Annotated in this window: 15 protein-coding genes; 3 read left to right on the plus strand and 12 right to left on the minus strand. The window is 67.3% G+C overall.

Annotated features, from left to right (window positions below; all coding sequences use genetic code 11):
- Window positions 1-63 precede the first annotated feature (63 nt).
- The 6 genes from addA to IFT71_RS01925 are packed head-to-tail and all read right to left on the minus strand — an operon-like array spanning window position 64 to window position 10,984.
- Window positions 64-3,492, minus strand: coding sequence for a double-strand break repair helicase AddA (gene addA, locus IFT71_RS01900; RefSeq protein ID WP_192138952.1), 3,429 nt, complete (start codon window positions 3,490-3,492; stop codon window positions 64-66).
- Entirely contained in the window at window positions 3,479-6,421 is a 2,943-nt protein-coding gene (addB, locus tag IFT71_RS01905; protein ID WP_192138953.1) for a double-strand break repair protein AddB, read from the minus strand. Before addB ends, addA begins: the two co-directional genes overlap by 14 nt.
- Window positions 6,414-7,169, minus strand: coding sequence for a nucleotidyltransferase family protein (locus IFT71_RS01910; RefSeq protein ID WP_107933648.1), 756 nt, complete (start codon window positions 7,167-7,169; stop codon window positions 6,414-6,416). The genes addB and IFT71_RS01910 overlap by 8 nt, the downstream gene beginning before the upstream one ends.
- On the minus strand, window positions 7,166-8,134 hold the full coding sequence (locus tag IFT71_RS01915) for an aminoglycoside phosphotransferase family protein (RefSeq protein ID WP_192139246.1): 969 nt from the start codon (window positions 8,132-8,134) through the stop codon (window positions 7,166-7,168). The genes IFT71_RS01910 and IFT71_RS01915 overlap by 4 nt, the downstream gene beginning before the upstream one ends.
- On the minus strand, window positions 8,131-8,580 hold the full coding sequence (gene tsaE / locus IFT71_RS01920; protein WP_192138954.1) for a tRNA (adenosine(37)-N6)-threonylcarbamoyltransferase complex ATPase subunit type 1 TsaE: 450 nt from the start codon (window positions 8,578-8,580) through the stop codon (window positions 8,131-8,133). The genes IFT71_RS01915 and tsaE overlap by 4 nt, the downstream gene beginning before the upstream one ends.
- A gap of 43 nt (window positions 8,581-8,623) precedes the next feature.
- Window positions 8,624-10,984 carry a PAS domain-containing sensor histidine kinase gene (locus IFT71_RS01925; protein ID WP_192138955.1) on the minus strand — a complete coding sequence of 787 codons (2,361 nt, stop codon included), beginning with the start codon at window positions 10,982-10,984 and terminating at the stop codon, window positions 8,624-8,626.
- A gap of 337 nt (window positions 10,985-11,321) precedes the next feature.
- On the opposite strand from IFT71_RS01925, the gene IFT71_RS01930 reads away from it, so the two are divergent.
- Entirely contained in the window at window positions 11,322-14,351 is a 3,030-nt protein-coding gene (locus IFT71_RS01930) for a TonB-dependent receptor plug domain-containing protein (RefSeq protein ID WP_192138956.1), read from the plus strand.
- Window positions 14,352-14,488: 137 nt separating this feature from the next.
- On the opposite strand, the gene IFT71_RS01935 is transcribed toward IFT71_RS01930, so the two are convergent.
- From IFT71_RS01935 to hisI, 4 genes are read right to left on the minus strand one after another with little or no spacing between them, the layout of a single operon-like run.
- Window positions 14,489-16,291 carry an acyl-CoA dehydrogenase C-terminal domain-containing protein gene (locus IFT71_RS01935; protein ID WP_192138957.1) on the minus strand — a complete coding sequence of 601 codons (1,803 nt, stop codon included), beginning with the start codon at window positions 16,289-16,291 and terminating at the stop codon, window positions 14,489-14,491.
- Between the two features lie 3 nt (window positions 16,292-16,294).
- Window positions 16,295-16,747, minus strand: coding sequence for a MerR family transcriptional regulator (locus IFT71_RS01940; RefSeq protein WP_192138958.1), 453 nt, complete (start codon window positions 16,745-16,747; stop codon window positions 16,295-16,297).
- A 32-nt stretch (window positions 16,748-16,779) separates the two neighbouring features.
- Entirely contained in the window at window positions 16,780-17,283 is a 504-nt protein-coding gene (locus IFT71_RS01945) for a hypothetical protein (RefSeq protein WP_236559005.1), read from the minus strand.
- Window positions 17,280-17,642 (minus strand): phosphoribosyl-AMP cyclohydrolase, encoded by a 363-nt coding sequence (hisI, locus tag IFT71_RS01950; RefSeq protein ID WP_031396541.1) that lies wholly within the window; start codon window positions 17,640-17,642, stop codon window positions 17,280-17,282. The genes IFT71_RS01945 and hisI overlap by 4 nt, the downstream gene beginning before the upstream one ends.
- Window positions 17,643-17,775: 133 nt before the next feature.
- On the opposite strand from hisI, the gene purF reads away from it, so the two are divergent.
- Both purF and IFT71_RS01960 read left to right on the plus strand, forming a co-directional pair.
- On the plus strand, window positions 17,776-19,233 hold the full coding sequence (purF, locus tag IFT71_RS01955) for an amidophosphoribosyltransferase (protein ID WP_037527979.1): 1,458 nt from the start codon (window positions 17,776-17,778) through the stop codon (window positions 19,231-19,233).
- A gap of 17 nt (window positions 19,234-19,250) precedes the next feature.
- Window positions 19,251-19,961: an SDR family NAD(P)-dependent oxidoreductase gene (locus tag IFT71_RS01960; RefSeq protein ID WP_192138959.1), complete on the plus strand. Its 711-nt coding sequence runs from the start codon at window positions 19,251-19,253 to the stop codon at window positions 19,959-19,961.
- Window positions 19,962-19,985: 24 nt separating this feature from the next.
- On the opposite strand, the gene IFT71_RS01965 is transcribed toward IFT71_RS01960, so the two are convergent.
- Both IFT71_RS01965 and IFT71_RS01970 read right to left on the minus strand, forming a co-directional pair.
- Entirely contained in the window at window positions 19,986-21,233 is a 1,248-nt protein-coding gene (locus IFT71_RS01965) for an SAM-dependent methyltransferase (protein ID WP_192138960.1), read from the minus strand.
- A 57-nt stretch (window positions 21,234-21,290) separates the two neighbouring features.
- Entirely contained in the window at window positions 21,291-22,655 is a 1,365-nt protein-coding gene (locus tag IFT71_RS01970; RefSeq protein WP_192138961.1) for a cryptochrome/photolyase family protein, read from the minus strand.
- Window positions 22,656-22,664 lie beyond the last annotated feature (9 nt).

The raw sequence follows: 22,664 nt of genomic DNA on the forward strand, positions 1-22,664 counted from the left end.
AAATATCTCCTTCGTTATACCGTAATCTAGGGTCCGGCTGCACGCGTCTCAACCGTCGACAGCCTAGCTTTGCTCCGTCATCGCATAGCGCGGCTTGTGCCTGTCGAGCATATCGGCCGATATCGCGATCAATCGGGGTGCAGCGGTGTACAGTAACGCCGCCTCGATCGTCCGCCCCGGAAAGATCACCCGCAATGCCGCCGCATAGGCCGCCATCTGCTTCAAGTGATAGTCCGGCACCTCGTCGAGTCCGCGCGGTGCACGCCGCCCGGTCTTGAAGTCGATCACCCGGATGGTCTCCGCACCGATCAGCAGCCGGTCGACGGTTCCCGATACCACGATGCCATCCGCCAACGTCGCCGCGATCGGCGCTTCGGCAAGCGAGTCGATACCGAACAGGTCAGCGAAGCGCGGATCCTCGATCACGCCGATCGCGCTCGCTGCAATTTCCGCACGCGCGGCGGGATCGGACACACCGCCGGCCTGGCCGAGCCAGCGATCCGCCGCCGCCGCACGCGAACCGCCGTCGACCGCGGGAAGGCGCTCGAGCAGCTTGTGGATCAACGCGCCGCGTTCGGCAGCAAGCCGCATCTCGGGGGTTGGCGGCGGGTCGGACACCGCATCCTCGCCGAGCGCGGACGGTGACAGCGGGCGCGACGGTCGTGACTCCTTCGGTGCCGCGTGCCCGGCCCAGTCGGGTAGCGTCCGGGAAGGCACGACAACGTCGTTCGCCGCGGGCTTGACCGGTACCGGAAACTCCGTCCCGTCGCCGACGAAGACCCGCTCGCCCTCGGCATCGGCCACGCCCAACGCCGTCAGCGCGCGATCCGCGGCGCCATACCAGCTCGTCACCGGCGCAACGCCCTGCGCCCGCGTACCGAGCGCACCCGCGATCACCAGGCGTTCCTCGGCGCGGGTCGCGGCGACATAGAACAGCCGCCAATGCTCCTCCAGTTCGCGCCGCTCGGCTGCCGTCACCACGGCGTCGAGAGGGCCCCCCCGCTCGCTGCTGCGCGGACGGAACACCGGCAACGGGGCGACCATGTCCTCGGGAGTCCATTTCAGGATCGATCGCGGTGCGGCGGCGGGATCGGCGGTCGCGTCCGCGAGGATCACCAAGGGTGCCTGCAGGCCCTTGGCACCGTGCGCGGTCATCACGCGCACTGCATCAAGCGGCGCCGACGGATCGCGGACGATGTCGACATCGCCGCGATCGAACCAGTCGAGGAAGCGCTGCAGCGACGGTGTCGTATTGCTCTCGAACGTCAGCGCAGCGTTGAGTAGTTCCTCTATCGGATCGCGCGCTTCGGTCCCCAGTCGCAGGATCAGCTTGCGCCGCCCGTCGAGCGGCCCCGACAGGAGCTCCTCGAGAAACTGATAGGGGGTCGCGATGTCCGCACGCGCGAGCATCGCGAGCAGCGGCGCGAGGCGCTCGGCAGACTGCGTTCGCTGGAGATGCCGCCACAGGGGACCGGCCTCGCGCGGCGCTGCCGCCATCAGCTCGTCCTGCGTCCAGCCGATCAGCGGCGAGACGAGCAGCGATGCCAGGCTCAGATCGTCTTCCGGCTGCAACACGAAGCGGATCGTCGCGAGCAGATCCTGGACCGCGAGCGGCGCATTCAGACGCAGCCGATCGACACCCGCGACGGGCACGCCCTCGGCATAAAGCCGCGCGACGATCAGCGACGCGAGGTCGCCGCGCCGCTTCACGAGGATCATCACGTCCTCAGGGCGCAGCCGTCGCCCCTTGCTCTCGAGCATCAGCCCATCGGGCGCGAGCCAGCGTCGGACCGCCTTGGCGATATCGCCCGCGAGCTTGCGGACCGCATCGTCGACCCAGCCCTCCTCGTCGTCCTCGCTTCCCCCTGCGATGACCGGTGGCCACAGCGTCACGCTGCCCGGGCCCTTGACCTCGCTGGCATGGACATCTAGCTCGCCGATCGCGCCAAGCCCCGGCTCGTCCGCCGCGGCGACCGCGGCATCGACGAACGTGAGGATCGGCCGGGTCGACCGGAAGGAGTGGGTCAGCGACAGCCGCTCGAGCGGCAGGCCCCGCTCCGCCTCCGGCCATTCGTCGTCGCCCGCAACCTCGAGCGCACGCCGCCCGAAATGCAGCTCTGCGGCGGCGAAGTTGAACGGGTCGGTTCCCTGGAAGCCGAAGATCGCCTGCTTCCAGTCGCCGACCGTGAACAGCGTGCGCGTCGACGGCGCATAGATGCCGCGCCCGACGAAGAATTCGTCGGCGAGCGCGCGGACGATCCGCCACTGGTCGGCATTGGTGTCCTGCGCCTCGTCGATCAGGACATGCTCGGTCGCCTGATCGAGCTTGTAGCGGACCCATTCGCCAATGCCGGGCTGGTCGAGCAAGGCAACGGTGGTCGCGATCAGATCGTCGAAATCGACCCCGCCGACGCGCCGTTTCGCGAGTGCATAAGCACGCGCATAGTCGCGCCCGACCTCCAGCCCGTCGGCGAGAAGATCGGCATAGGCGACGCGCTGGATCATCGATGCGATGTCGGCGCAGGCCGCGCCGACATCCTGTGCCAGGATCTCATAGTCAGGTTCGAGATCGACAAGCTTCTTCTGTGCCTTGCGCGGCTCCCCCTTGGCCGTCAGCACGACGCCTGCGAGATCGGGGAGCATCGCCGCACGGTCCGGCGACGCGAGCCACGCCTCGACCACTGCCGCCTGCTTCAGGCCCGTCGCGGTCCCCCACGCCCGGTTGGCCGCGCCGATCCGCGTGATCGCGTCAATATCCAGCGCCTCGCACCAGTCCGCGACCGCCTCGTCGATATCGCCGGCGGGCAGCTCGAGCGTCCGACGTAACCAAGGCCGGATACCCGACGGCAACGCCGCGAGCGCGGGCAGCGCGCGGGCGCAGGCCATCAGGAACCCCTCGGCACCGCCCTCCCCCATCCGCAGCGACAAGCGGCCGACGATCTCGACGGGACGCTCCCGCCCCTCACGCTCGGCGTCCGCGAGCATCCCCGCCAGCGCCTCGCGCGCAAGCCCGGCTTCCTCGCGGGCCTCCAGGGGGCGAAAACCCGGGGTCAGCCCCGCTTCGACCGGAAACGCCGCCAGCAACCCCTGACAGAAGCCGTGAATCGTCTGGATCCGTAACCCGCCCCCCGGCGCGTCGAGCACCTTGGCGAACAGCGTCCGCGCACGATCCTGCAGTCCCTGGTCGGGGACCTCCCCCAGGGCGATCAGATCGGCACCCAGCGCGGGGCCGGGCATCCGGACCCAGGCGGCGAGCCGCCCGTTGATCCGCTGCGCCATTTCGGCGGCACCCGCCTTGGTGAAGGTCAGGCACAGGATCGCGCCCGGATCGACACCGCGGAGCAACAGCCTGAAAACGCGCGCCGCCAGGACCTGCGTCTTGCCGGTCCCCGCCGATGCTGACAGCCAGACATGAGCGCGGGGGTCACTCGCCGCCGCCTGCGCGCCCTTGAGCCGGGGTAAGGTGCGGAGCTCGCCGCTATTCACGGCCATACCATTCATCCCGGCGCATCAGCTGGTCATATTCGGCATAAGGCGCATATTCCGGCACGAGCTTGGCGGTGAAGGCGGCGCTGCCGGTCAGCCAGTTTCCCGCGACCTCGGTGAAATTGTGCGCGGCGGTCGCGGTGAAATCCGCGGTCGGGATCTTATCGCGTTTGCCCTCGGGATCGACCGGACTCTCGACATAGCCAAACGCATCGCGCTTCTTGCCAAGCGACCAATATTCGAACGCGCCAGCCTTGCCCGCGACATCGGCAAACCCGCCGCGCTCGGCGATCAGCCCCAGCAACCCCAGCTGCAGGCTATAGCCGGCGCGCACCGCGGTCGCCGAGGGCGGCTTGCCGGTCTTGTAGTCGATGATCGCCAGCTCGCCGCCGGGCAGCCGGTCGACACGGTCGTACCGTCCGCGCAGCGTCACCCCCGCAATCGCGATCTCGCCCTTGCCTTCCGCACTGGCGACGACCCGGCCATCGACGGCCTGCGCCGCGATCGTGCCCGCGATCCAGTCGATCGCCTCGAGCAGCCGCGGCTGCCAGAGCGCGCGCATCATCGGGTGCGTCCGCTCGTCGCGCAGCATCGCCTCGGCCCGCGGCCGCAATGCATCGATCGCGCAGGCGTCGTGCTTCCACCATTGCTCGAGAATGTCGTGAACCGCGGTGCCACGCCACGCCGCGCTCGGATCCGCATCGACCGGGTCGAGCGGCATCAGGCCGAGCACCCTGCGGGCATAGAAGGCATAGGGGTCGGCCTTCAGCCGGTCGACCTCGGTCACCGAAATCAGCCTTGGCCGCAGCGCAGCGATCGGCGACGGTGCCGGACGGTCGGAGGGCCGGTGCGCCCGCGGATCGTCGAGATCGCGTGTCCACGCCTCGAGCGCCTCGGCGCGTTCGAACCTATCCCCCGCAAGCGCCTGCAGTCGCAGCCAGAGCCGCGACGCCAATGCTGGCGACTTGGCGTCGCGGCGCGCGCGCGTGACGATCGCCCGCGGCGCGCCGAGCGCCTGGGCGAAATCATGCGCCGACGTCCCCACCTGCCGCTCCAGGCCCGGCAGCCCGAGTTCGGCGCGGATCCGCGGCGCGAGCCACGGATCCGGCGCGGGACGCCCCGGCCACATGCCTTCGTTCAGTCCGCCCAGGACCATCAGGTCGGCGGTCTGCAATCGCGCCTCGAGCAGACCATAGATCGCCAGACGCGGATGCGCGCCCTGCAATGGCCGCACCGCAACCTCGTCGAGCAAGGTCCGCAAGAGCTGCGCAAGTTCGCTTGGGTCGACAAGCGGCGGGCCGGCATCAGCCTCGATTTCGAGATCGGCAAGGCATTGCGCCGCGGCCCGCCCCGCGGGGCCGGCCCAGAGTTCATCGCCGCACAGCGCCGCGGCCGTCTCGCGAACGGTCGCCAGCAACGGGCCGAGCGGCTGGGCGCCGCGTTCGAATACCGTGGCGATCGGCGTGAGCAGCGCTTGCGCCTCCGGCCACCAGCGCTTCGCCGTTCCGGCGCGCAGATGCTCATCGACAGCATCGAGCCCTGCTGCAGGCCGCGGTCCGCGCAACGCGCGATCGAGCGCACGAACGCCGTCGAGCCACGCCAGCCGGGTATCGCCACTGCGGACCAGCGGGTGCTTCAGCAACGCCAGCAACGCGAGCGGTGCGAAACGCTGTGCCGCAGCCTCGACCAGCGCGAGGATGAGGGTCCCGGGCGGGAGGATCGACAAGGGCCGGCCCGCGCTGTCGTCGATCAGGATCTGCCAGCGCCCAAGATGCGCCGCGACACGCCGCGCCAGGGCGCGATCGGGCGTGACGAGCGCGGCTGTCCGTCCCGGCTCCTCCAGTACGCCGCGCAGGGCCAGTGCGATCGCCTGCGCCTCCTCGGCGGGGGTTGCCAGTTCGGCGACCGTCACCCCCTTCAGGCGGCGATCCTCCGCGCCCAGCCGGGTCCACTTTCCGGTGAAGTCGGCGGGGGCCAGTGCATTGGCGATCGCGCGGCTTCGCGTCGTGTCGGCGTCATGGCCACCGCCCTCGCGCCAGGTCGCGACCTCGGCGCGCCCGACGCCCATGCGCTCGAGCAGGAGCTTCAGATGGAATTGCGGATGCGTTTCGATCGACCGCCGCGTCAGCCCGGTATCCGGGTTTCGCGGGTGGGGGCCCAGCGCATCCCACTCCTCGTCGGGCAGGTGCAGATCGAGATCCGCGAATACCACCATGCCGCCGGGCAGGTCCGCGACGCAGCGCAGCGCGCGCGCGACCGACGGCGCGGAGTCGGTTACGCCCGCGGCGCAGACCAGCCCGGCCGGCGGCGCCGCACGCCATCGCGTCACCAGTCGGTCGAGCAGCGCGGCGCGCCGGGTCGCCGCGTCGATCCGCCCCAGGCGGGCCAGTTCGCCCGGCCATCGCTGCAACACGACGTCGAACGTCGACAATGCGCGCTGCCAGTGTTCGGTCAGTTCGGGACCGAGTTCGATCTCGTGCAGGCGTGTCGGCGCAACCTCCTCGACGAGCAGCTGGTCGAGCGTCTTGGCGAGTTCGCCTGCAAGTCGGACCGCCTCGGCCGCATCGATCGGATGCCCCCCACGCCGGCGTTCTTCCGACACCAGCCGCGCAAGGATCATCCGCCGCTGATAGGGCGGCACCGCTGGCAGCGGCGGATCGACATCGTCCGCAGGATCGAGCGCCGCGCCGACCGCTTCGCCCAGCCCAGTGTCGCCCAGCGCGATCATCCGCGGCAACACCAGCCCCCCGCCGCTCGCCCGCACGAACGCATCGGTCACCGCCCGGATCGCGCGGTTGTTCGGCAACAGGATCAGGGCGCGTGCAAGCGCCAGCGGGTCCTGCCCTGCCCGCCGGAGCAAGCCCGCGACCAGCGCATCGGCAAAGGCCCGATGGGCGGGTATGGTGTAGAGGGTCGGCCCCGTCCGTTCAGCCACCGGCGAGGATTGCCTCGGTCCTTGGAATCGCCGCGGGGGTGCCCACGTCGAACCACAGGCCCTGGTGAACCTGGCCAAATGCCCGGCCCGCAGCGATCGCACGGTCCCAGAACAGGTTCGTCGAAAACGGTCCCTCGGGCCAATCCGCGATGACGCGCGGGTGGAGGATCTGAATGCCCGTAAAGGCGAAGGGTGCGACCCGGCCCGGCTTGCGTCGTCCGGTGATCCGGCCGTCGGCTGCGAGATGGAAGTCGCCGGGACCGCCATGATTGTGCGCGCGGGCGAGCGGCACCATCAGCAGCAGCGCATCCATCGTCGCATCGTCCCAGCGCGACGCAAGCAGGCGGATCGCGTCGACCGGTCCGTCAATCCAGAGATTGTCGCTGTTGACCACCAGAACCGGCGCATCGCCGAGCAGGGTACGTGCCTGAACCAGCCCGCCGCCCGTCTCCATCAACCGGCGACGCTCGTCCGAAATCACGACCTCGATATCGGGGTAACGATCGGTGACATGCGCCTGCAACGTATCGGCAAGATAGTGAACATTGACCACCGCGCGCGCGATCCCGGCACGCTGCAGCCGATCGAAGACATGGTCGATCAGCGCCTTGCCCGCCACTTCGACCAGCGGCTTGGGCCGCGTCGCGGTCAACGGCCGCATCCGTTTGCCGAGCCCGGCCGCCATTACCATCGCCGTCTCGGGCACCGTCCCGCGCGGGATCGGACGGATCATGCGCTGCCCGCTCATGCCGCCAACGCCAGCGGGTCGCCGCGCCGAGCGGCCGGCACATTGGCATCGAACCAGGCCGCGACCGGCGCCATCACCGGCTGGGCCAGGTCACGCTCGAGATAGGTCCAGACCCGGGGACACAAGGTTGGATAGCGCGGTTTGCCGTCGCGCTTCCACAGCCGCGTGAAGATGCCGAGGATCTTGGCGTTCCGCTGCGCGCCGAGCACATGATAGGCGTCGAGGAAATCGTCACCGACGCCCGTTGATTCGCGGTAGCGCGCGAGCATCGCTGCCTCGACCACCGGATCGACGTCGCGGCGGGCATCCTGCAACAGCGACACGAGGTCATAGGCCGGGTGCCCGGCGAGCGCATCCTGGAAGTCGAGCAGGCCGAGCGCTCCGTCCGGCGCGAGCAGCATCAGGTTCTCGGCATGATAATCGCGCAGGACAGTAACCGGGTCGGTCGCGATCCCGTGATCGAACACGGCGTCCCATGCCGCATCCCAGCCCGCCCGGTCCGGGACGATCCCGATGGCCGGGCAATACCAGTCGACGAACAGCGCGGCCTCGCGCGCCAGGACGGCACGATCATAGGGTGCGAATGGTCCGGCCGGGTGCGAATGAAGACGGCCGAGCAGGTCGATCGCGGGCGCGTAGAGCGCCATGCCCTTGTCGGACGATGCGTCGATCGCCTCGCGCAACCGATCATCGCCAAAATCCTCGATCAGCACGAGCCCCTGCGTCAGGTCGCTCGCGAGGATCGCGGGTGCCCGGAACGTCCGCTCGACCAGCCACTGTGCGACCGCGATGAACGGGCGCGGGTCTTCATGTGGCGGCGGCGCGTCCATCAGGATTGCGTGGCGCGGCCCGGCGACGACGCGGAAATAGCGACGGAAGGAGGCATCCCCCGCAACCGGCAGGAGCGTCGCCCCCGTCCAGCCATGCGCGTCGAGAAATGCGGCGGCGCCCGCCGGGGGTGTCATATCGGCCATCGCCGCGTCCAACCCTCCGGCACTCCGGCTGTCAAGCCGCGCGTGCCGTCCGGTTCGATCGTGAGGTCGAGCCGAAGCGCGTCCGGCCAATAATCTGGGCCCGCCCGCTCTGGCCATTCGACAATCAGCACGGAATCATAGCGCGCGTCGTCAAGCCCGAGCTCGACGATCTCGTCCGGATCATCGATCCGGTACAGATCGACGTGCAGCACGGGCAGACGCACCTCGGGGGGTGCATAGGGCTGAACGATCGCGAAACTCGGCGATGGCGCTTCGCCGATCAGACCGAGCGCGGCCAGCAGGCCGCGTGCCAGGCTCGTCTTCCCCGCGCCAAGCGTCCCCGTCAGCGCAATCACGTCACCCGCCTTGACGCGCGCTGCCAGTTTCGCGCCGAACGCCTCGGTCGCGGCGGGATCCTCTAACCGCAGCACCGTCATGCGCTGGAACCTGCGTAGCGTGCGTGTCTCTTCAAGGCGATGATCATCTCCGCGGCAGTTCGACCGTGATCAGCGTGCCGTTTCCGGGTTCGGATACGAGATCGATCGTGCCGTTATGCGCCTCGACGAACTGCTTGGCGAGCGGCAGGCCGAGCCCGAGCGCACGATCGCCGATCGTCTTGGATTCGGCGAACCGGTCGAACGCATGCGCGACACCTTCCGCGCTCATCCCCGCGCCGTCATCCGACACGACGATCCGTGCATGCGTCGCGTTACCGTCGGCGTGCAGGAGGATCCGCCCCCCCTCGGGCGTACCGGCCACTGCGTGACGCAGCAGATGCTCGACGATCTCGCGCAATCGCTTGGGATCGCCGCAGATGCGCCCGGTCGAGCGCCCGATCTCGATCGCGAAGTCGAGCTTGCGGCGCCGCGCGGTGGCCTGGATCGAACCTGCCGCGGCGCGGGCGACCACCGCCAGCTCGACATCGGTGCGCACCATCTCGGTGCTCTCGCTCTCGGTCCGGGTCAGGTCGAGCACGTCGTCGACCAACAGCCCGAGCCGCTCGACCGATTCGAGAATGGCCTCGAGATACCCCCCGGCCTGTTCGCTCATCGGCCCGGCATAGCCACCGTGCAGCATCTCGGCGAAACCACTGATCGACGTCAGCGGCGTCTTAAGTTCATAGCTCATGTTCGCGACGAACGCCGTCTTCACCTTGTCCGCCGCCTCGAGCGCGTTCGCTCGTTCGCGCAGGGCCTGCTCCGCACGCCGGCTGTCGGTAATGTCGAGCATCGTGAACAATGCGTTGCCGTCGGGCAGCGGGACGCCCGCAAATTCGAAATGCCGGCCGTCGGCAAAGGCGACGCGGCCCCCGCGCTGCTGCCGTCCGGCGGTCGCCGATCGCACGAGATCGGGGATCAGCGCCGACCGGTTGGGCGTCATCAACTTGCCCGCGGCCGCATCGGCAAAGACGTCGACACGCGGATGACCCGCAAGGAATTCCTCTTCGAGGCCCCACAGCACCCTGAATCGGTTATTCCACAATTGCAGCCGGCCGTCGGCGGCGAACACGCCGAGCGCCTCGAACAGGTTGTCGAAGGTGGCGGTACGGACGCGCAGCAGCGTGTCGCGCGCGCTGGCGAGCTGGACATGCTCGGTGCGGTCCTCGAAGATCAGCAACAGCCCGCCATCGGGCAAGGGCTGGGCGACAACGCGCAAATGCGTACCGCCGCGCAGGTGCCAGATCTCCTCGCTCGCGCCGCCGTTCGGCATGGTCCCGGTCTGCATGAACCATGCGCGACGCTCGGCCTTCCATGCCGGAAAGTCGCGGACCTCCGGGAGCCTGTCCGCTTCGCGCATCCGTTCGAGCACGCGGTCGAATTCGGGACGGTCGGCGAGCCACTCCGCCCGCATCGCGAACATGCGCCGGAACGGCTGGTTGCAGAAGACCAGGCCGCGGTCGCCACCGAACTGCGCGACCCCCGCCGACAACCGGTCGAGCATCGCCCGCTGCGCCTCGGCAAAGCGCTTGGCGCCCGAGCGCGCCTGCTCGAGATCCTCGATGTCGATCGCAAAGCCCGCCACCCCGCCGGTCGGGAGCGGCACGTCATAGATCTGGAGCGACCGACGGGCCCCGTCGATCGTCGCGGGCAGGACCTGCTGGTGCGGCCGCCCCTGCTCGCGCGCGGCGGCGGCACCAGCCAGCGGCCCGCCGCGCCCCGATCCCTCGACGAGTTCGAGGCCGCGCGCGACCACGTCCTGCGCATCCTGGCCCTCGACGGCCGCGACATAGGCGGAATTGACCATCGACAGCCTGAGATCGCGCGCCCGGTACCACATCGGCAGCGGCGCTGCTTCGATTAGCCCGGTCAGCGCCTCATAGGCGGCACCAAGCCGCGCCGTCTCGGTGCCGAGGCGCTTGATCTCGGATTCGCTGTCCGTTGCATCGAACGCCCAGATCAGGATGCTGCCAGTTGCCCCCATCGCGCCGGGCGCACGCGCGCCGCGCAACGTGATGGCCCGCGTCGAACCGACGGGGCGGACTGCACGAACAAAGGGCCGGCCCGAACGCTGTGCAGCAGTCACATCGGCGGTCAGCGCGGCAGCATCCTCGGGTGAGAGCCCGGATTCCTGACCCGCCAGATCCATCAGATAGCGTGGCGCCGGAATACCCAGCCAGTCCGCCATCCGCTGCGGCATCTCCACTCGTCCATCCGAGCGGACGACCGTCGCGACGGCTGGCGACCCATCGAGCAACGCGCGCATCGTCGCATTCTCGGCAAGGGTCGTCGCGACCCCGGCGCGCGCGCGCAATCCCAGGAACAGCAGCAGCCCGCCAAGCCCGAGCAGCAGCAGCGTCGCAACGCCCGCCAGAACGGTCGCCCATGTTCCGGGGACCGTCATGTCCCGGAGACACTCTTCGCAACGGGATCGGGAAACACGGTAACCGCCATGGCTCCGTCTACGCCAACAGCGCCCCCCGGGGGAAGACGGCGATCGGGAAATCGCATGCGGCTGATCGGGTGCCTCACCTGCACGCTTGGCGGCTCCGGCGCGTCAGCCCGAGGCGCTGGAAACCCAATCCCTCCAGACTGTTGCAAGGATGAAACACATTGTAAAAAAACGATCCTATTCGTCTCAATCGAGTGGATCGGGCCGCGCCGCGCGGCCTAACGGCGGCGCATCGACGAAGGTCAGCGGCTTTGCCCCTTCGGCGGAATGTTTCAGTCGAGAGTATTAAATGACCCCAGCCTATCGTCGCAGTCTGCTCGCCACGAGCCTCCTCGTTGCGGTTTCCACGCTCCCCGCTGCCGCGCAAACCGCGCCGGCGACGCCTGCGGCCACGCCCGAGGCAGCCGCTCAGGCAGAGGCCTTGGAGCCGGCAACCCCGACCCAGGCCGCGACGGATCAGAACCCGCAGGGTGCTGCAGAAGCGCCGGCAGACGAGATCGTCGTGACCGGCTCGCGCATCGCGTCGCCGTCGGCCACCGCCGCCTCGCCGCTCCAGAGCGTCGGCATCGCGCAGATCCAGCAGGCCGGAGCGATCAACGTCCAGGACGTCCTGCTCCAGAATCCGGCATTCGGCACCCCGGGCGTCAGCCGCACCAATTCGAGCTTTGCGACGCAGGGCGCGGGCGTGGCGACGGTCAATCTGCGCAACCTCGGCGACGACCGCACGCTAGTCCTCGTCAACGGCCGCCGGTTCGTCGCAGGTCTGCCCGGCAGCAGCGCAGTCGATCTCAACGTCATCCCGACGCAGTTCCTCGAGCGCGTCGACGTCCTGACCGGCGGCGCGTCCGCGGTCTATGGCTCGGACGCCGTCGCGGGCGTCGTCAACATGATCTACAAGACCAAGTTCGAAGGCATCCAGCTCGACGGCCAGATGGGCATTTCGCAATATGGCGATGGCGCCGATCGCCAGGTCAACGCGCTGGTCGGCAAGAACTTCGCCGATGGCCGTGGCAATATCATGCTGTTCGGCGGCTATTCGAAGCAGGGCACCGTGCTGAAGAAGGATCGCTTCACCGAGGCGGGTTCAAGCGCGGTGGATTCGAGCAGCCTCGCCTTGACGACCGGTAACGATGCCGACCTGTTTACGCGTAGCACGCTGCTGTCGGGCTTTGCGCCACAGGGACGCTATGTCACGGGTACCGGCGACAACCGTCGCGGCTTCAGCTACAACCCCGATGGTTCACTCTTCGAATGTTCAAGCGCCGCGTGCCCCGACGCGCCTGGGTTTAATCGCTCGGACTTCCGCTATCTCGCGGTGCCCGTTGAGCGTTATACCGCTGCGGGTCGTGCGAACTTCGAAGTTTCGCCAGCGCTCAACCTGTTCGTCGAGGGCAACTACGCCAAGACGAAGGTCAAGACGGTCATCGAAGCGTTCCCGCTGAGCTCCGACCTCGTCGATATTCCCAATGACGGCCAGATCGCGATCGAGAGCATCGTTGGTGGTGTTCAGTACCGCAATCCGTTCGTGCCGGATGCGATCTTCAACGCTGCCACCGACACGAACGGCGATGGTCTTCGCGACATCAGCTTCGATCGTCGCCTCAACGACTTCGGTCCGCGCACGAGCTCGTCGAGCCGAGAGCTGTTCCGGTTTGCGGGCGGCGCCAACGGCAAGTTCCTCGAGGACCGCTTCAACTACGAGGTTTATGGCATCTACGGCCAGACGGTCGAGAACCAGACCGGCAACGGCCAGTATAACAGCCTGAACTTCACGCAGGCGCTCAATGCGTATCGCGATCCGACGAGCGGCCAGATCGTCTGCGCCGATCCCGCCGCACGCGCAGCCGGCTGCATTCCCGCGAACATCTACGGCGCGGGCGCACTGACACCTGCCGCCTCGTACCTCGCGGTGCCGACGACGTTGTCGACGAAGGTCACGCAGACGGTTGGCGGCGCCAACGTCTCGGGCAAGCTGTTCTCGCTGTTCGGCGCGGATCCGGTCGGCGTCAGCATCGGCACCGAATATCGTCGCGAGACGAGCAGCAACGTGTTCGATCTTCTTACGCAGCAGGGCCTGAATGGTAACAACGCACTGCCGTCCACGCGCGGCAGCTTCGACCTGATCGAGGGTTTCGCCGAGACGATCGTGCCGTTGCTCCAGGATCGCCCGTTCTTCCACTCGCTGTCGGTCCGCGGTGCGATCCGCGTGTCGAACTATTCGACGATCGGGACGACCTACAGCTACAATTACGGCGGCGAGTGGGCGCCGATCGAGGACGTCCGCTTCCGCGTGATGCAGGCGCGTTCGGTTCGCGCCCCCAACATCAACGAGCTGTTCCAGCCGAACCAGCAGGACTTCCCGAATGGTCTGGTCGACCCCTGCGCAGGCGTGACCGCGGCCGCGACCGGCACGCTCGCCGTCAACTGCCGCGCAGCCCCCGGTGTTGCCGCGAACATCGCACAGAATGGTCAGTTCACGATCGGACAGGCGGATCGTCAGGGCATCACCAGCTTCGCCGGCGGCAATCCTGACCTGCAGGAAGAGAAGGGTGACTCGTTCACCGCCGGTGTTGTCGTCAACCCCCGGTCGATCGATGCGCTGCGCAATCTGGTCGTGACGGTCGATTACTTCAACATCCGGATCAAGGGTGCGATCACCACGACGCCGCTGCAGTTCATCCTCAACCAGTGCTACAACGCGGAAGACTCGGACTTCTGCAATCTGGTGGTGCGCCGCGCTGCCGCGCAGGGTGCGAACAGCGCCGGTTCGCTCGACGAGGTCAACAGCAGCCCGCTCAACAGCGGCGGCATCAAGACGTCGGGTATCGACACGACCGTCGCCTATCGCCAGAATCTCGAGAGCCTCGGGCTTGGCGGGACGCTCGGCATGAAGGTGTCCTACACTCACCTGATCAGCGGGTTCACGGTGCCGCTGCCGGGTTCGGAGCGCGACTATTTCGCCGGCGAGATCGGTGCGTCGCGGGATCGCTTCACGACGAACGCGTCATACGACATCGACGGCGTCGGACTGACGATGACGGGCACATGGATCAGCCAGGCAAGCCTCGACGACCAGCTGACGGGCGCCCGCCCGGGCAGCAACCCCGACTACCGCGTGAAGCCGCAATTCTACCTCGACTCGCAGCTCCGCTTCCAGGCCGGCGAAGGCTTCGAATTCTATGTCGGCGGGTCCAACCTGCTCAACAACAAGCCGCCATACCTCGCCGATATCGGCGCGTCGGCCGGCCAGGATACCGATGCGGGCACCTATGATCCGCTCGGCCGCCGCTATTACGCCGGTGTCCGCGTCAGCTTCTGACCGGACCACCATCGATAGAGCGACAGGGGAGCCGGCAACGGCTCCCCTTTTTTGTCCGAGTGACATGGACAAAAAAAGGGCGCGGGCCGCGGGAGAATATCCCGATGCCCGCGCCCTTCACGCCTTGAGGATGGCGATCACGCCGCCATGAACATCTCCGGGGGCAGCGCCATCAGCGACTCCGCGCCGCCCTCGATCTTGCGACGCAGCGCGCCCGCGTCCGGCAGGATCCGCTCGGCATAGAAACGCGCGGTGATCAGCTTGGCGTCGAGGAACGCCGCCTCGCCCTCACCGGCCGCCTTCAGCTTCGTCGCGGCAACCGCCATCCGCAGCCACATCGCGCCGACCGCGACGATGCCCATCAGATGCATGTAGCTGACCGCACCGGCGCCGACATTCTCGGGGTTCTTCATGCCGTTCGCCATGAACCACATCGTCGCCGCCTGAAGCTGGCCGTTCGCCTTTTCCAGCGCCTCGGCAAAGCCCGCGGTGGCTGCGTCGCCCTTCGCGGCAGCGACGTCGTCCGCGACCAGCTTGAAGAACGCCTGGATCCCGCGACCGCCGTTCTGCGCCAGCTTGCGACCGACCAGATCCATCGCCTGCACGCCGTTGGTGCCCTCGTAGATCATCGCGATCCGCGCATCGCGCACATATTGCTCCATGCCCCATTCGGCGATGTAACCATGACCGCCATAGACCTGCTGCGCGTTGGTCGCGATCTCATAGCCCTTGTCGGTGCCATAGCCCTTGATGACCGGGGTCAGCAGGCTGATCATGTCGCCCGCCAGCTGACGCTCTTCCTCGGTCGCGGCGTTATGCTCGAGATCGCCCTGCAGCGCGGTCCACAGAATCAGCGCGCGCAACCCCTCGGTCATCGCCTTGCCCTCCATCAGCATGCGGCGCACGTCAGGATGGACGAACAGCGAGTCGGCCTTCTCCTGCGGCTCCTTCGGCCCGGTCAGCGCGCGGCCCTGGCGACGGTCCTGCGCATATTGCACCGCATTTTGGTACGCGACCTCGGCCACGCCCAGCCCCTGCAGGCCGACACCCAGGCGCGCCGCGTTCATCATGATGAACATCGCGGCGAGGCCCTTCATCTCGTCGCCGACGAGCCAGCCGGTCGCCGAGTCATAGTTCATCACGCAGGTCGAGTTGGCGTGGATCCCCATCTTGTGCTCGATCGACCCGCAGGTGACGCCGTTGCGATCGCCGAGCGACCCGTCAGCATTGACGAGGAACTTCGGCACCACGAACAGCGAGATGCCCTTCGAGCTGTCCGGCGCGCCCGGCGTCTTGGCGAGGACGAGGTGGATGATGTTCTCGGTCAGGTCATGCTCGCCGCTCGAGATGAAGATCTTCGTACCGGTGATCGCATAGGACCCGTCCGCCTGCGGCTCGGCCTTGGTACGGATCAAGCCCAGATCGGTGCCGCACTGCGGCTCGGTCAGGTTCATCGTCCCGCCCCATTCGCCCGACACCATCTTCGGCACGTACATCGCCTTCTGTTCGTCCGATCCCTTGGCGACCAGCGCGGCAATCGCGCCATGCGTCAGGCCGGGATACATCGCGAACGCCATGTTCGACGAAATCATGTATTCCTGGAAAGCGGTCGAGACTACGTGCGGCATCCCCTGCCCGCCATATTCGGGCTGGTTGCCAAGCGTAGCCCAGCCGCTCTCGACATACTGCTTGTACGCCTCCTTGAAGCCGTCGGGCGTCGTGACCGAGCCGTCCTCGTGGCGGGTGCAGCCCTGCTGATCCCCCGACAGGTTGAGCGGGAACAGCACTTCGGCGACGAACTTGCCGCCCTCTTCCAGCACCGCGTCGACAACGTCGGGGGATGCCGCATCGAAGCCCGGCAGGTTGCTGTAGCGGTCGAGGCCAACGACCTGTTCGAGGACGAAGCGCGTGTCGCGGACGGGGGGCGTATATTGGGGCATGGTCTATCCTTGCTGGTCATTGGCGCGGCCGACTTCGAGAAGGGCCACGAAATTGGTGAGTTCGTCGATGGCGGCGTCGATATCCCGCTTCTGGGCGGTCAGCAGCGCGATCCGCGACTGGCTGCGCTCGATCACGACCTGACGCTGCGCACGACGCCCGTCGCCGACGTCGTAAAGGTCGATCATCTCGCGAATCTCGCCAAGGCTGAAGCCGACACGCTTGCCGCGCAGGATCCATGCGAGCCGTGCGCGGTCACGGTGCGAGTAGATACGCTGCGTGCCGCGTCGCTCGGGCGCGATCAGCCCTTCGTCTTCGTAGAAGCGAAGTGCGCGCGCGGTCACGTCAAACTCGCTCGACAGATCCGATATCGTGAAATCGTCGCGATCATGCCGCGGTTCGATCACCGCATAGGATTCGGGAGATGCCCGTTCTGCCGGGGATGCTCTGGTCGCCATGCCGGAACATTTAGCTCTCGTTTACGTCAACGTCAATCTCGGCATAGAAATTTGCCCGCCTTCGAGCGCAGCGTGGCCGCCTCGGACCGCGACTCGCTCAACCGATCGACCGTCACCGCGGCAAGCGAGGCACGTCCCGCACACAGCGCTTCGCACGCTTCGGGCATGTCGGCGGGGAACGTGATGCGATCCCCGTCGAACCGCGCATCGAATGCGCATTTGCCGAACGTCATCTGCAGCCGCTCGCCGGAGCGCTCGACTGTCCCCGATGCAGCGCAGCTCTGAGCTTCGCCATAATCGACGCTGACGCCGATCCGGCTGACCCGCTCGGTCCCGATGATGCAGATCCGGTCGGTATCGCGCGCCCAGGAGCCCTGAAGCGCGGCACCGGGATCACCAACGATACCCGCGCTCCGCGCCGCCGACTCGAGCCGCGAACCGGGCGTGCTTTCGGTATTGGTGATGCTGGTCGACGCACCGTCGCATCCGGCCAGCAGCGACAGCAGGAGCATGAGCCCGCCACGCCAGTGGCTCATTCGGCGGTCACCAGGCCATCACCCTCTATACGCCGGAAAAAACAGGTACGTTCGCCGGTGTGACAGGCCGGGCCCGCGGCATCGGCGATCACCCATATCGCGTCCTGGTCGCAGTCGATCCGGAGTTCGGCGACGCGCAGCACATTGCCCGACGTCTCCCCCTTGCGCCACAAGGCCTGTCGGCTCCGCGACCAGAAATGCGCTTCGCCGGTCGCCTGGGTCTGCGCCAGCGCATCAGCATTCATGTGCGCCACCATCAAGACATCGCCCGACACGCGGTCGGTGACGACCGCCGTCAGCAGGCCGGAGGAATCGAACTTCGGATCGAGCGTCAGGCCCGTGTCGCGGCTGTGTGTCATGCCCGGGGACATACCAGAAAGCGGGCGCGAAGCGACGCGAGAGATCAAACCCATTGCGCAATGTTATTACAAGGAGGCGACAAACGTGTGAACCGCGACTATAGGGCATGCTCCGCACGACGTGAGACCCGGCATGCTGACCACAAACCCTTATGATGACGACAAACTCCGTGAAGAATGCGGGGTGTTTGGCGTCTCGGCCACCGACGGCGCGGCGGCGCTTGTCGCCCTGGGCCTCCATGCGCTGCAGCATCGCGGGCAGGAAGCCGCCGGCATAACGACGTTCGATGGGGCGCATTTCCATACGCACCGCGCGATGGGGCATGTCGCCGGGAACTTCGATCGCGACGACGTGATTCGCGCACTGCCGGGCACGGTCGCCTGCGGGCATGTCCGCTATTCGACGACGGGCGAGACCGCGCTCCGCAACGTCCAGCCGCTGTACGCCGAGTTGTCGACGGGCGGTTTCGCGATCGCGCATAACGGCAATATCTCAAACGCGATGCGGCTGCGTCGCGAGCTCGTGCGTCGCGGCTCGATCTTCCAGTCGACCAGCGACACAGAGACGATCATCCATCTCGTCGCGACGTCGAACTATCGCACGCTGCTCGATCGCTTCATCGACGCGCTGAAGCAGGTCGAGGGTGCCTATTCGCTCATCGTGATGACGCCCGAGGGGATGATCGCCTGCCGCGATCCGCTGGGCATCCGGCCGCTCGTCATGGGCAAGCTTGGCGACGCGGTGATCTTTGCGTCCGAAACGGTCGCGCTCGACGTCGTCGGCGCGACCTTCGTCCGCGCGGTCGAGCCGGGCGAACTCGTGATCGTCCAGGGGTCCGAAATCCGCTCGATCCGCCCGTTCGCGCCGATGGCGGCGCGGCCGTGCATCTTCGAATGGGTCTATTTCTCGCGCCCCGATTCGATCGTCGACGACCATTCGGTCTATTCGGTGCGCAAAGCGATCGGCGCGCAGCTCGCGATCGAATCGCCGGTCGATGCCGATCTCGTCATCCCGGTCCCCGACTCGGGCACCCCCGCGGCGATCGGCTATGCACAGCAATCGGGGATTCCGTTCGAGCTCGGGATCATCCGCTCGCATTATGTCGGTCGCACCTTCATCTCGCCGGGCGACAAGGTCCGCCATCTCGGCGTGAAGCTGAAGCACAATGCCAACCGTGCGCTGATCAAGGGCAAGCGCGTCATCCTCGTCGATGATTCGATCGTCCGCGGCACGACCTCGCTCAAGATCGTCCAGATGATGCGCGAGGCGGGCGCAGCCGAAGTCCATATGCGCATCGCCAGCCCGCCGACCCGCCACTCCTGCTTCTACGGCGTCGACACGCCGGAGCGCGCCAAGCTGCTCGCGGCCAAGCTCGATCTGGGCGGCATGACGGGCTTCATCCACGCCGACAGCCTCAACTTCATCTCGATCGACGGGCTGTACAAGGCGCTCGGTGAGGCCAAGCGCGCGGATATCCGACCGAAATATTGCGACGCGTGCTTCACTGGCGATTACCCGACCACGCTGACCGATCATGACGAGGGCGCCGAGGTCGATCAGTTCGCGATGCTCGCCGAACGCGTCATCTGACAAGTCCTGGAGCTAGAATGACCGACAAGCCTCTCGAAGGCCGGCTTGCGCTGGTCACCGGTGCAAGCCGCGGCATCGGCGCCGCCACCGCGATCGCGCTCGCTGCAAAGGGCGCGCATGTAGTTCTGACCGCGCGCACGCCGGGCGGCCTCGAAGAGGTCGAGACGGCGATCCACGACGCCGGCGGGTCCGCGACGATTGCGCCGCTTGACCTCGCCGAGAGCGAAGCGATCGGCCGGCTCGCAAGTGCGATCGGGGATCGCTGGGATGCGCTCCACATCCTCGTGCTGAATGCGGGCATGCTGGGATCGCTGTCGTCGGTCCCGGCTATCGATCCGAAGGAAATGGCGCAGGTCCTCACGCTCAACGTCAGCGCGCAGGCGGCGATGATCGCCGCGTTCGATCCGATGCTGAAGAGGGCGAAGTCGGCGCGCGTGATCGGCGTCACGTCGAGCGTCGGCCGCAAGCCGCGCGCTTATTGGGGGCTCTACGGTGCCTCGAAGGCGGCGTTCGAGACGCTGCTCGACGCTTACGGGGACGAGATGGCCGAGATCAGCGGCATCCGCACCGCGATCGTCGATCCCGGCGCGACCCGTACGAAGATGCGCGCACGCGCCTATCCGGGCGAGGATCCGAACTCGGTCAAGGATCCGCAGGTCGTCGCCGACCGCATCGTCGCGCTGGCTGTCGACGGGTTCGAACCCGGCCATTTCGAGCGCGTCGCCTAAATCCTTCCCTTGCGGGGCGGACGATCAGCGTCGCTTCACCAGCGTCACCTGTGCGACGTCGATACCGCCACCGCGGAACCCGCCCTCGCAATACATCAGATAATAGCGCCACAACGCGACGAACTTCGCGTCGAGCCGTGCCGGCAGGCGCCCCTGCGCGACGGCGGCGTCGAAAGCGACCCGCCAACGCCGGCATGTCTCGGCATAGTGCAGGCCGAAGCTGCGTGGATCCTCCCATATCAACCCGCGTGCCCCCGCCAGGGCGCGGAACCGCGGCTCGGACAGCAGCATGCCGCCGGGAAAAATGTAGCGCTGGATGAAGTCGACGCTCGTCGAATAGGCATCGAAGATCGCATCGTCGATCGTGATATATTGAAGCGCGGCACGGCCTCCGGGTTTCAGCGCTCGCGCGACAGCGTCGAGATAGGCCGGCCAATAGGCCTCACCCACCGCCTCGACCATTTCGATACTGGCCACCGCGTCATAAGTGCCGACGACGTCGCGGTAATCGGTCAGCGAGACGGTCACCCCGGTCAGCCCTGCCTCGGCCATCCGCGCGTCGACCTGTCGCTTCTGCTCGGTCGACAGGGTGAGGCCGTGCACGTCGACACCGGACTGCGCGGCCAGGGTCGCGAAGGACCCCCAGCCGCAGCCGATCTCGAGGATTCGATCACCGGGCTGCGTACCCGTCCTGTCGAGGATGGCCTGGAGCTTCGTCGTCTGGGCGCGCTCGAGCGGTTCGGCCTCGCTGATCGGCTCGGCAAACAACGCGCTCGAATAGGTCAGGCTGGGATCGAGCCACGTCTCGTAGAAATCGTTGCCGAGATCATAATGCGCGGCGATGTTGCGCCGGGATCCCGTCCGGTGGTTGCGCCGCATCCAGTGCCATGCACGAGCCGAGAGTCGCGCAACCCCACCCGATCGCGCCGTCCGGCCCAACGATATACGGTTGCGCATGAACAGGTCGAACAACGGGACCGGATCCGGGCTCGACCAGTCGCCCGCGGTCCAGCCTTCATACCAGCCGACCGATCCGGCCGTTGCCAGCCTTACCAATGCCCGCCAGCGATGGACGGTAACGATCGGCATCGGCCCGGGTGCACGCCCTCCCAGCAAACGGCGGGTGCCGTCAGGCAAGCTCGCCTCGATACCGCCGCTCTCGAGCCCTGCATCGATCCGGTCGAGCAGGCGGTGGAATAGCGGCGCGGTCAGGCGTGCGGCACTGGTTGCGCGCCCTGTAGCGGCGTCGTCAAAGGCATGGGCGGCGGTCATCGCGGCGCTCCATGCAACAGCGTCGCCACCTAGGAAAGAGGCGCGTGCCAAAAGGCGTCAGCGCGCGTGCCGCCCGGCCTCCAGCGCGCGCTCGCGTGCCTCGCGGTGACCGATGATCTTGGCGGGATAGTCGCGCGGCCGGCACCCGGACTCGTCCGGGTCGTGGATCGCGTCGCCCGTAACCCCGGCGAGCTCGGGCACCCATTGGCGGATATAGTCGCCCGCATCGAATTTTTCCGATTGCGACAGCGGCGCCATGATCCGGCCGAACATGTTCGAATCGACCCCCGTGCCCGCGACCCATTGCCAGTTGACTGAATTATTGCCGTAGTCCGCGTCGACCAGACAGTCCCAGAACCAGCGTTCGCCCTCGCGCCAGTCGAGCAGCAGATGTTTGACGAGGAAGCTCGCCGTGATCATCCGGACGCGATTGTGCATCCAGCCCGTCGCCCAGAGCTGCCGCATCCCTGCATCAACGATCGGATAGCCTGTCCGACCGGTCTGCCACGCTTTCAGATCGGACGCCGCCGCCTTGCCGGTGCGCCATGGCAACGCATCGAACGCCGGCCTTCCGTTGCGGCGGGCATAATCGGGGAGCGCCAGCACCACGCCCTGCGTGAAATCACGCCACGCCACTTCCTTGCGGAACGTCGTGACGCCGTCGCCGTGTCCCGAGACGGCATGCCAGACCTGGCGAGGACTGATCTCGCCGAAATGAAGATGCGGGGACAGCCGGGACGTCCCCTCGGTCGAGGGTCTGTTGCGGTCGTGGTCGTAATCGTCGGCGACGTCCGCGAACCGCGCCACCGCCTTCCGCGCGGCGTCCTCACCGGGGCGCCAGTTGGAAAAGCCACCCGACCAGTCGGGCTTGGTCGGCAACAGCTTCCAGCTCTCCACCGCGTCCGATTCCGGCCACGTCTCCGGCGCATCGATCTTGCGCGGCATCGCCACCGATTCCGGTGGCGGCATCATCTGCGACAATGCTTTCCAGAACGACGAATAGACACGGAACTGCCCGCCTGCTCCGGTCGTGACGCTCTCGACCCGAGCCAGCTGGTTGCCATCATGGAGGCAGATCGCGTCGCCGAGCGCATCCTCGGCCTTGCGCCACCATGGCTCATACTGGCGTGTCGCGAACACCCGCTCCGCGCCCGTCTCCGTCATCAGCGACTGCAGCGTCGCAACCGCATCGCCCCGCCGCAGGATGAGGCGGGAGCCCTTCTTGTCGAGCGACTTGGCGAACGCCTCGAGGCTGTGATGGAGCCACCAGCGCTGGGCACCGCCGATTGCCCAGTCGCCGGGCGCGTCGTCGTCGAGGATATAGACGGGGATCACCGGCCCTTCCTGCGTGGCGGCGACGAGCGCCGGGTGGTCATGCAGGCGAAGGTCCTGGCGAAGCCAGAGAAGTACGGGTGTTGTCATCGCCTGCTG

The organism is Sphingomonas sp. CFBP 13733 (genome assembly GCF_014841795.1).
Classification (GTDB): domain Bacteria; phylum Pseudomonadota; class Alphaproteobacteria; order Sphingomonadales; family Sphingomonadaceae; genus Sphingomonas; species Sphingomonas aerolata.

Coding starts and splice junctions, on each gene's coding strand:
- addA (WP_192138952.1), bottom strand. CDS start 3,492: ATGGCCGTGAATAGCGGCGAGCTCCGCACCTTACCCCGGCTCAAGGGC.
- IFT71_RS01910 (WP_107933648.1), bottom strand. CDS start 7,169: ATGAGCGGGCAGCGCATGATCCGTCCGATCCCGCGCGGGACGGTGCCC.
- IFT71_RS01915 (WP_192139246.1), bottom strand. CDS start 8,134: ATGACACCCCCGGCGGGCGCCGCCGCATTTCTCGACGCGCATGGCTGG.
- tsaE (WP_192138954.1), bottom strand. CDS start 8,580: ATGACGGTGCTGCGGTTAGAGGATCCCGCCGCGACCGAGGCGTTCGGC.
- IFT71_RS01925 (WP_192138955.1), bottom strand. CDS start 10,984: ATGACGGTCCCCGGAACATGGGCGACCGTTCTGGCGGGCGTTGCGACG.
- IFT71_RS01930 (WP_192138956.1), top strand. CDS start 11,322: ATGACCCCAGCCTATCGTCGCAGTCTGCTCGCCACGAGCCTCCTCGTT.
- IFT71_RS01935 (WP_192138957.1), bottom strand. CDS start 16,291: ATGCCCCAATATACGCCCCCCGTCCGCGACACGCGCTTCGTCCTCGAA.
- IFT71_RS01940 (WP_192138958.1), bottom strand. CDS start 16,747: ATGGCGACCAGAGCATCCCCGGCAGAACGGGCATCTCCCGAATCCTAT.
- IFT71_RS01945 (WP_236559005.1), bottom strand. CDS start 17,283: ATGAGCCACTGGCGTGGCGGGCTCATGCTCCTGCTGTCGCTGCTGGCC.
- hisI (WP_031396541.1), bottom strand. CDS start 17,642: ATGACACACAGCCGCGACACGGGCCTGACGCTCGATCCGAAGTTCGAT.
- purF (WP_037527979.1), top strand. CDS start 17,776: ATGCTGACCACAAACCCTTATGATGACGACAAACTCCGTGAAGAATGC.
- IFT71_RS01960 (WP_192138959.1), top strand. CDS start 19,251: ATGACCGACAAGCCTCTCGAAGGCCGGCTTGCGCTGGTCACCGGTGCA.
- IFT71_RS01965 (WP_192138960.1), bottom strand. CDS start 21,233: ATGACCGCCGCCCATGCCTTTGACGACGCCGCTACAGGGCGCGCAACC.
- IFT71_RS01970 (WP_192138961.1), bottom strand. CDS start 22,655: ATGACAACACCCGTACTTCTCTGGCTTCGCCAGGACCTTCGCCTGCAT.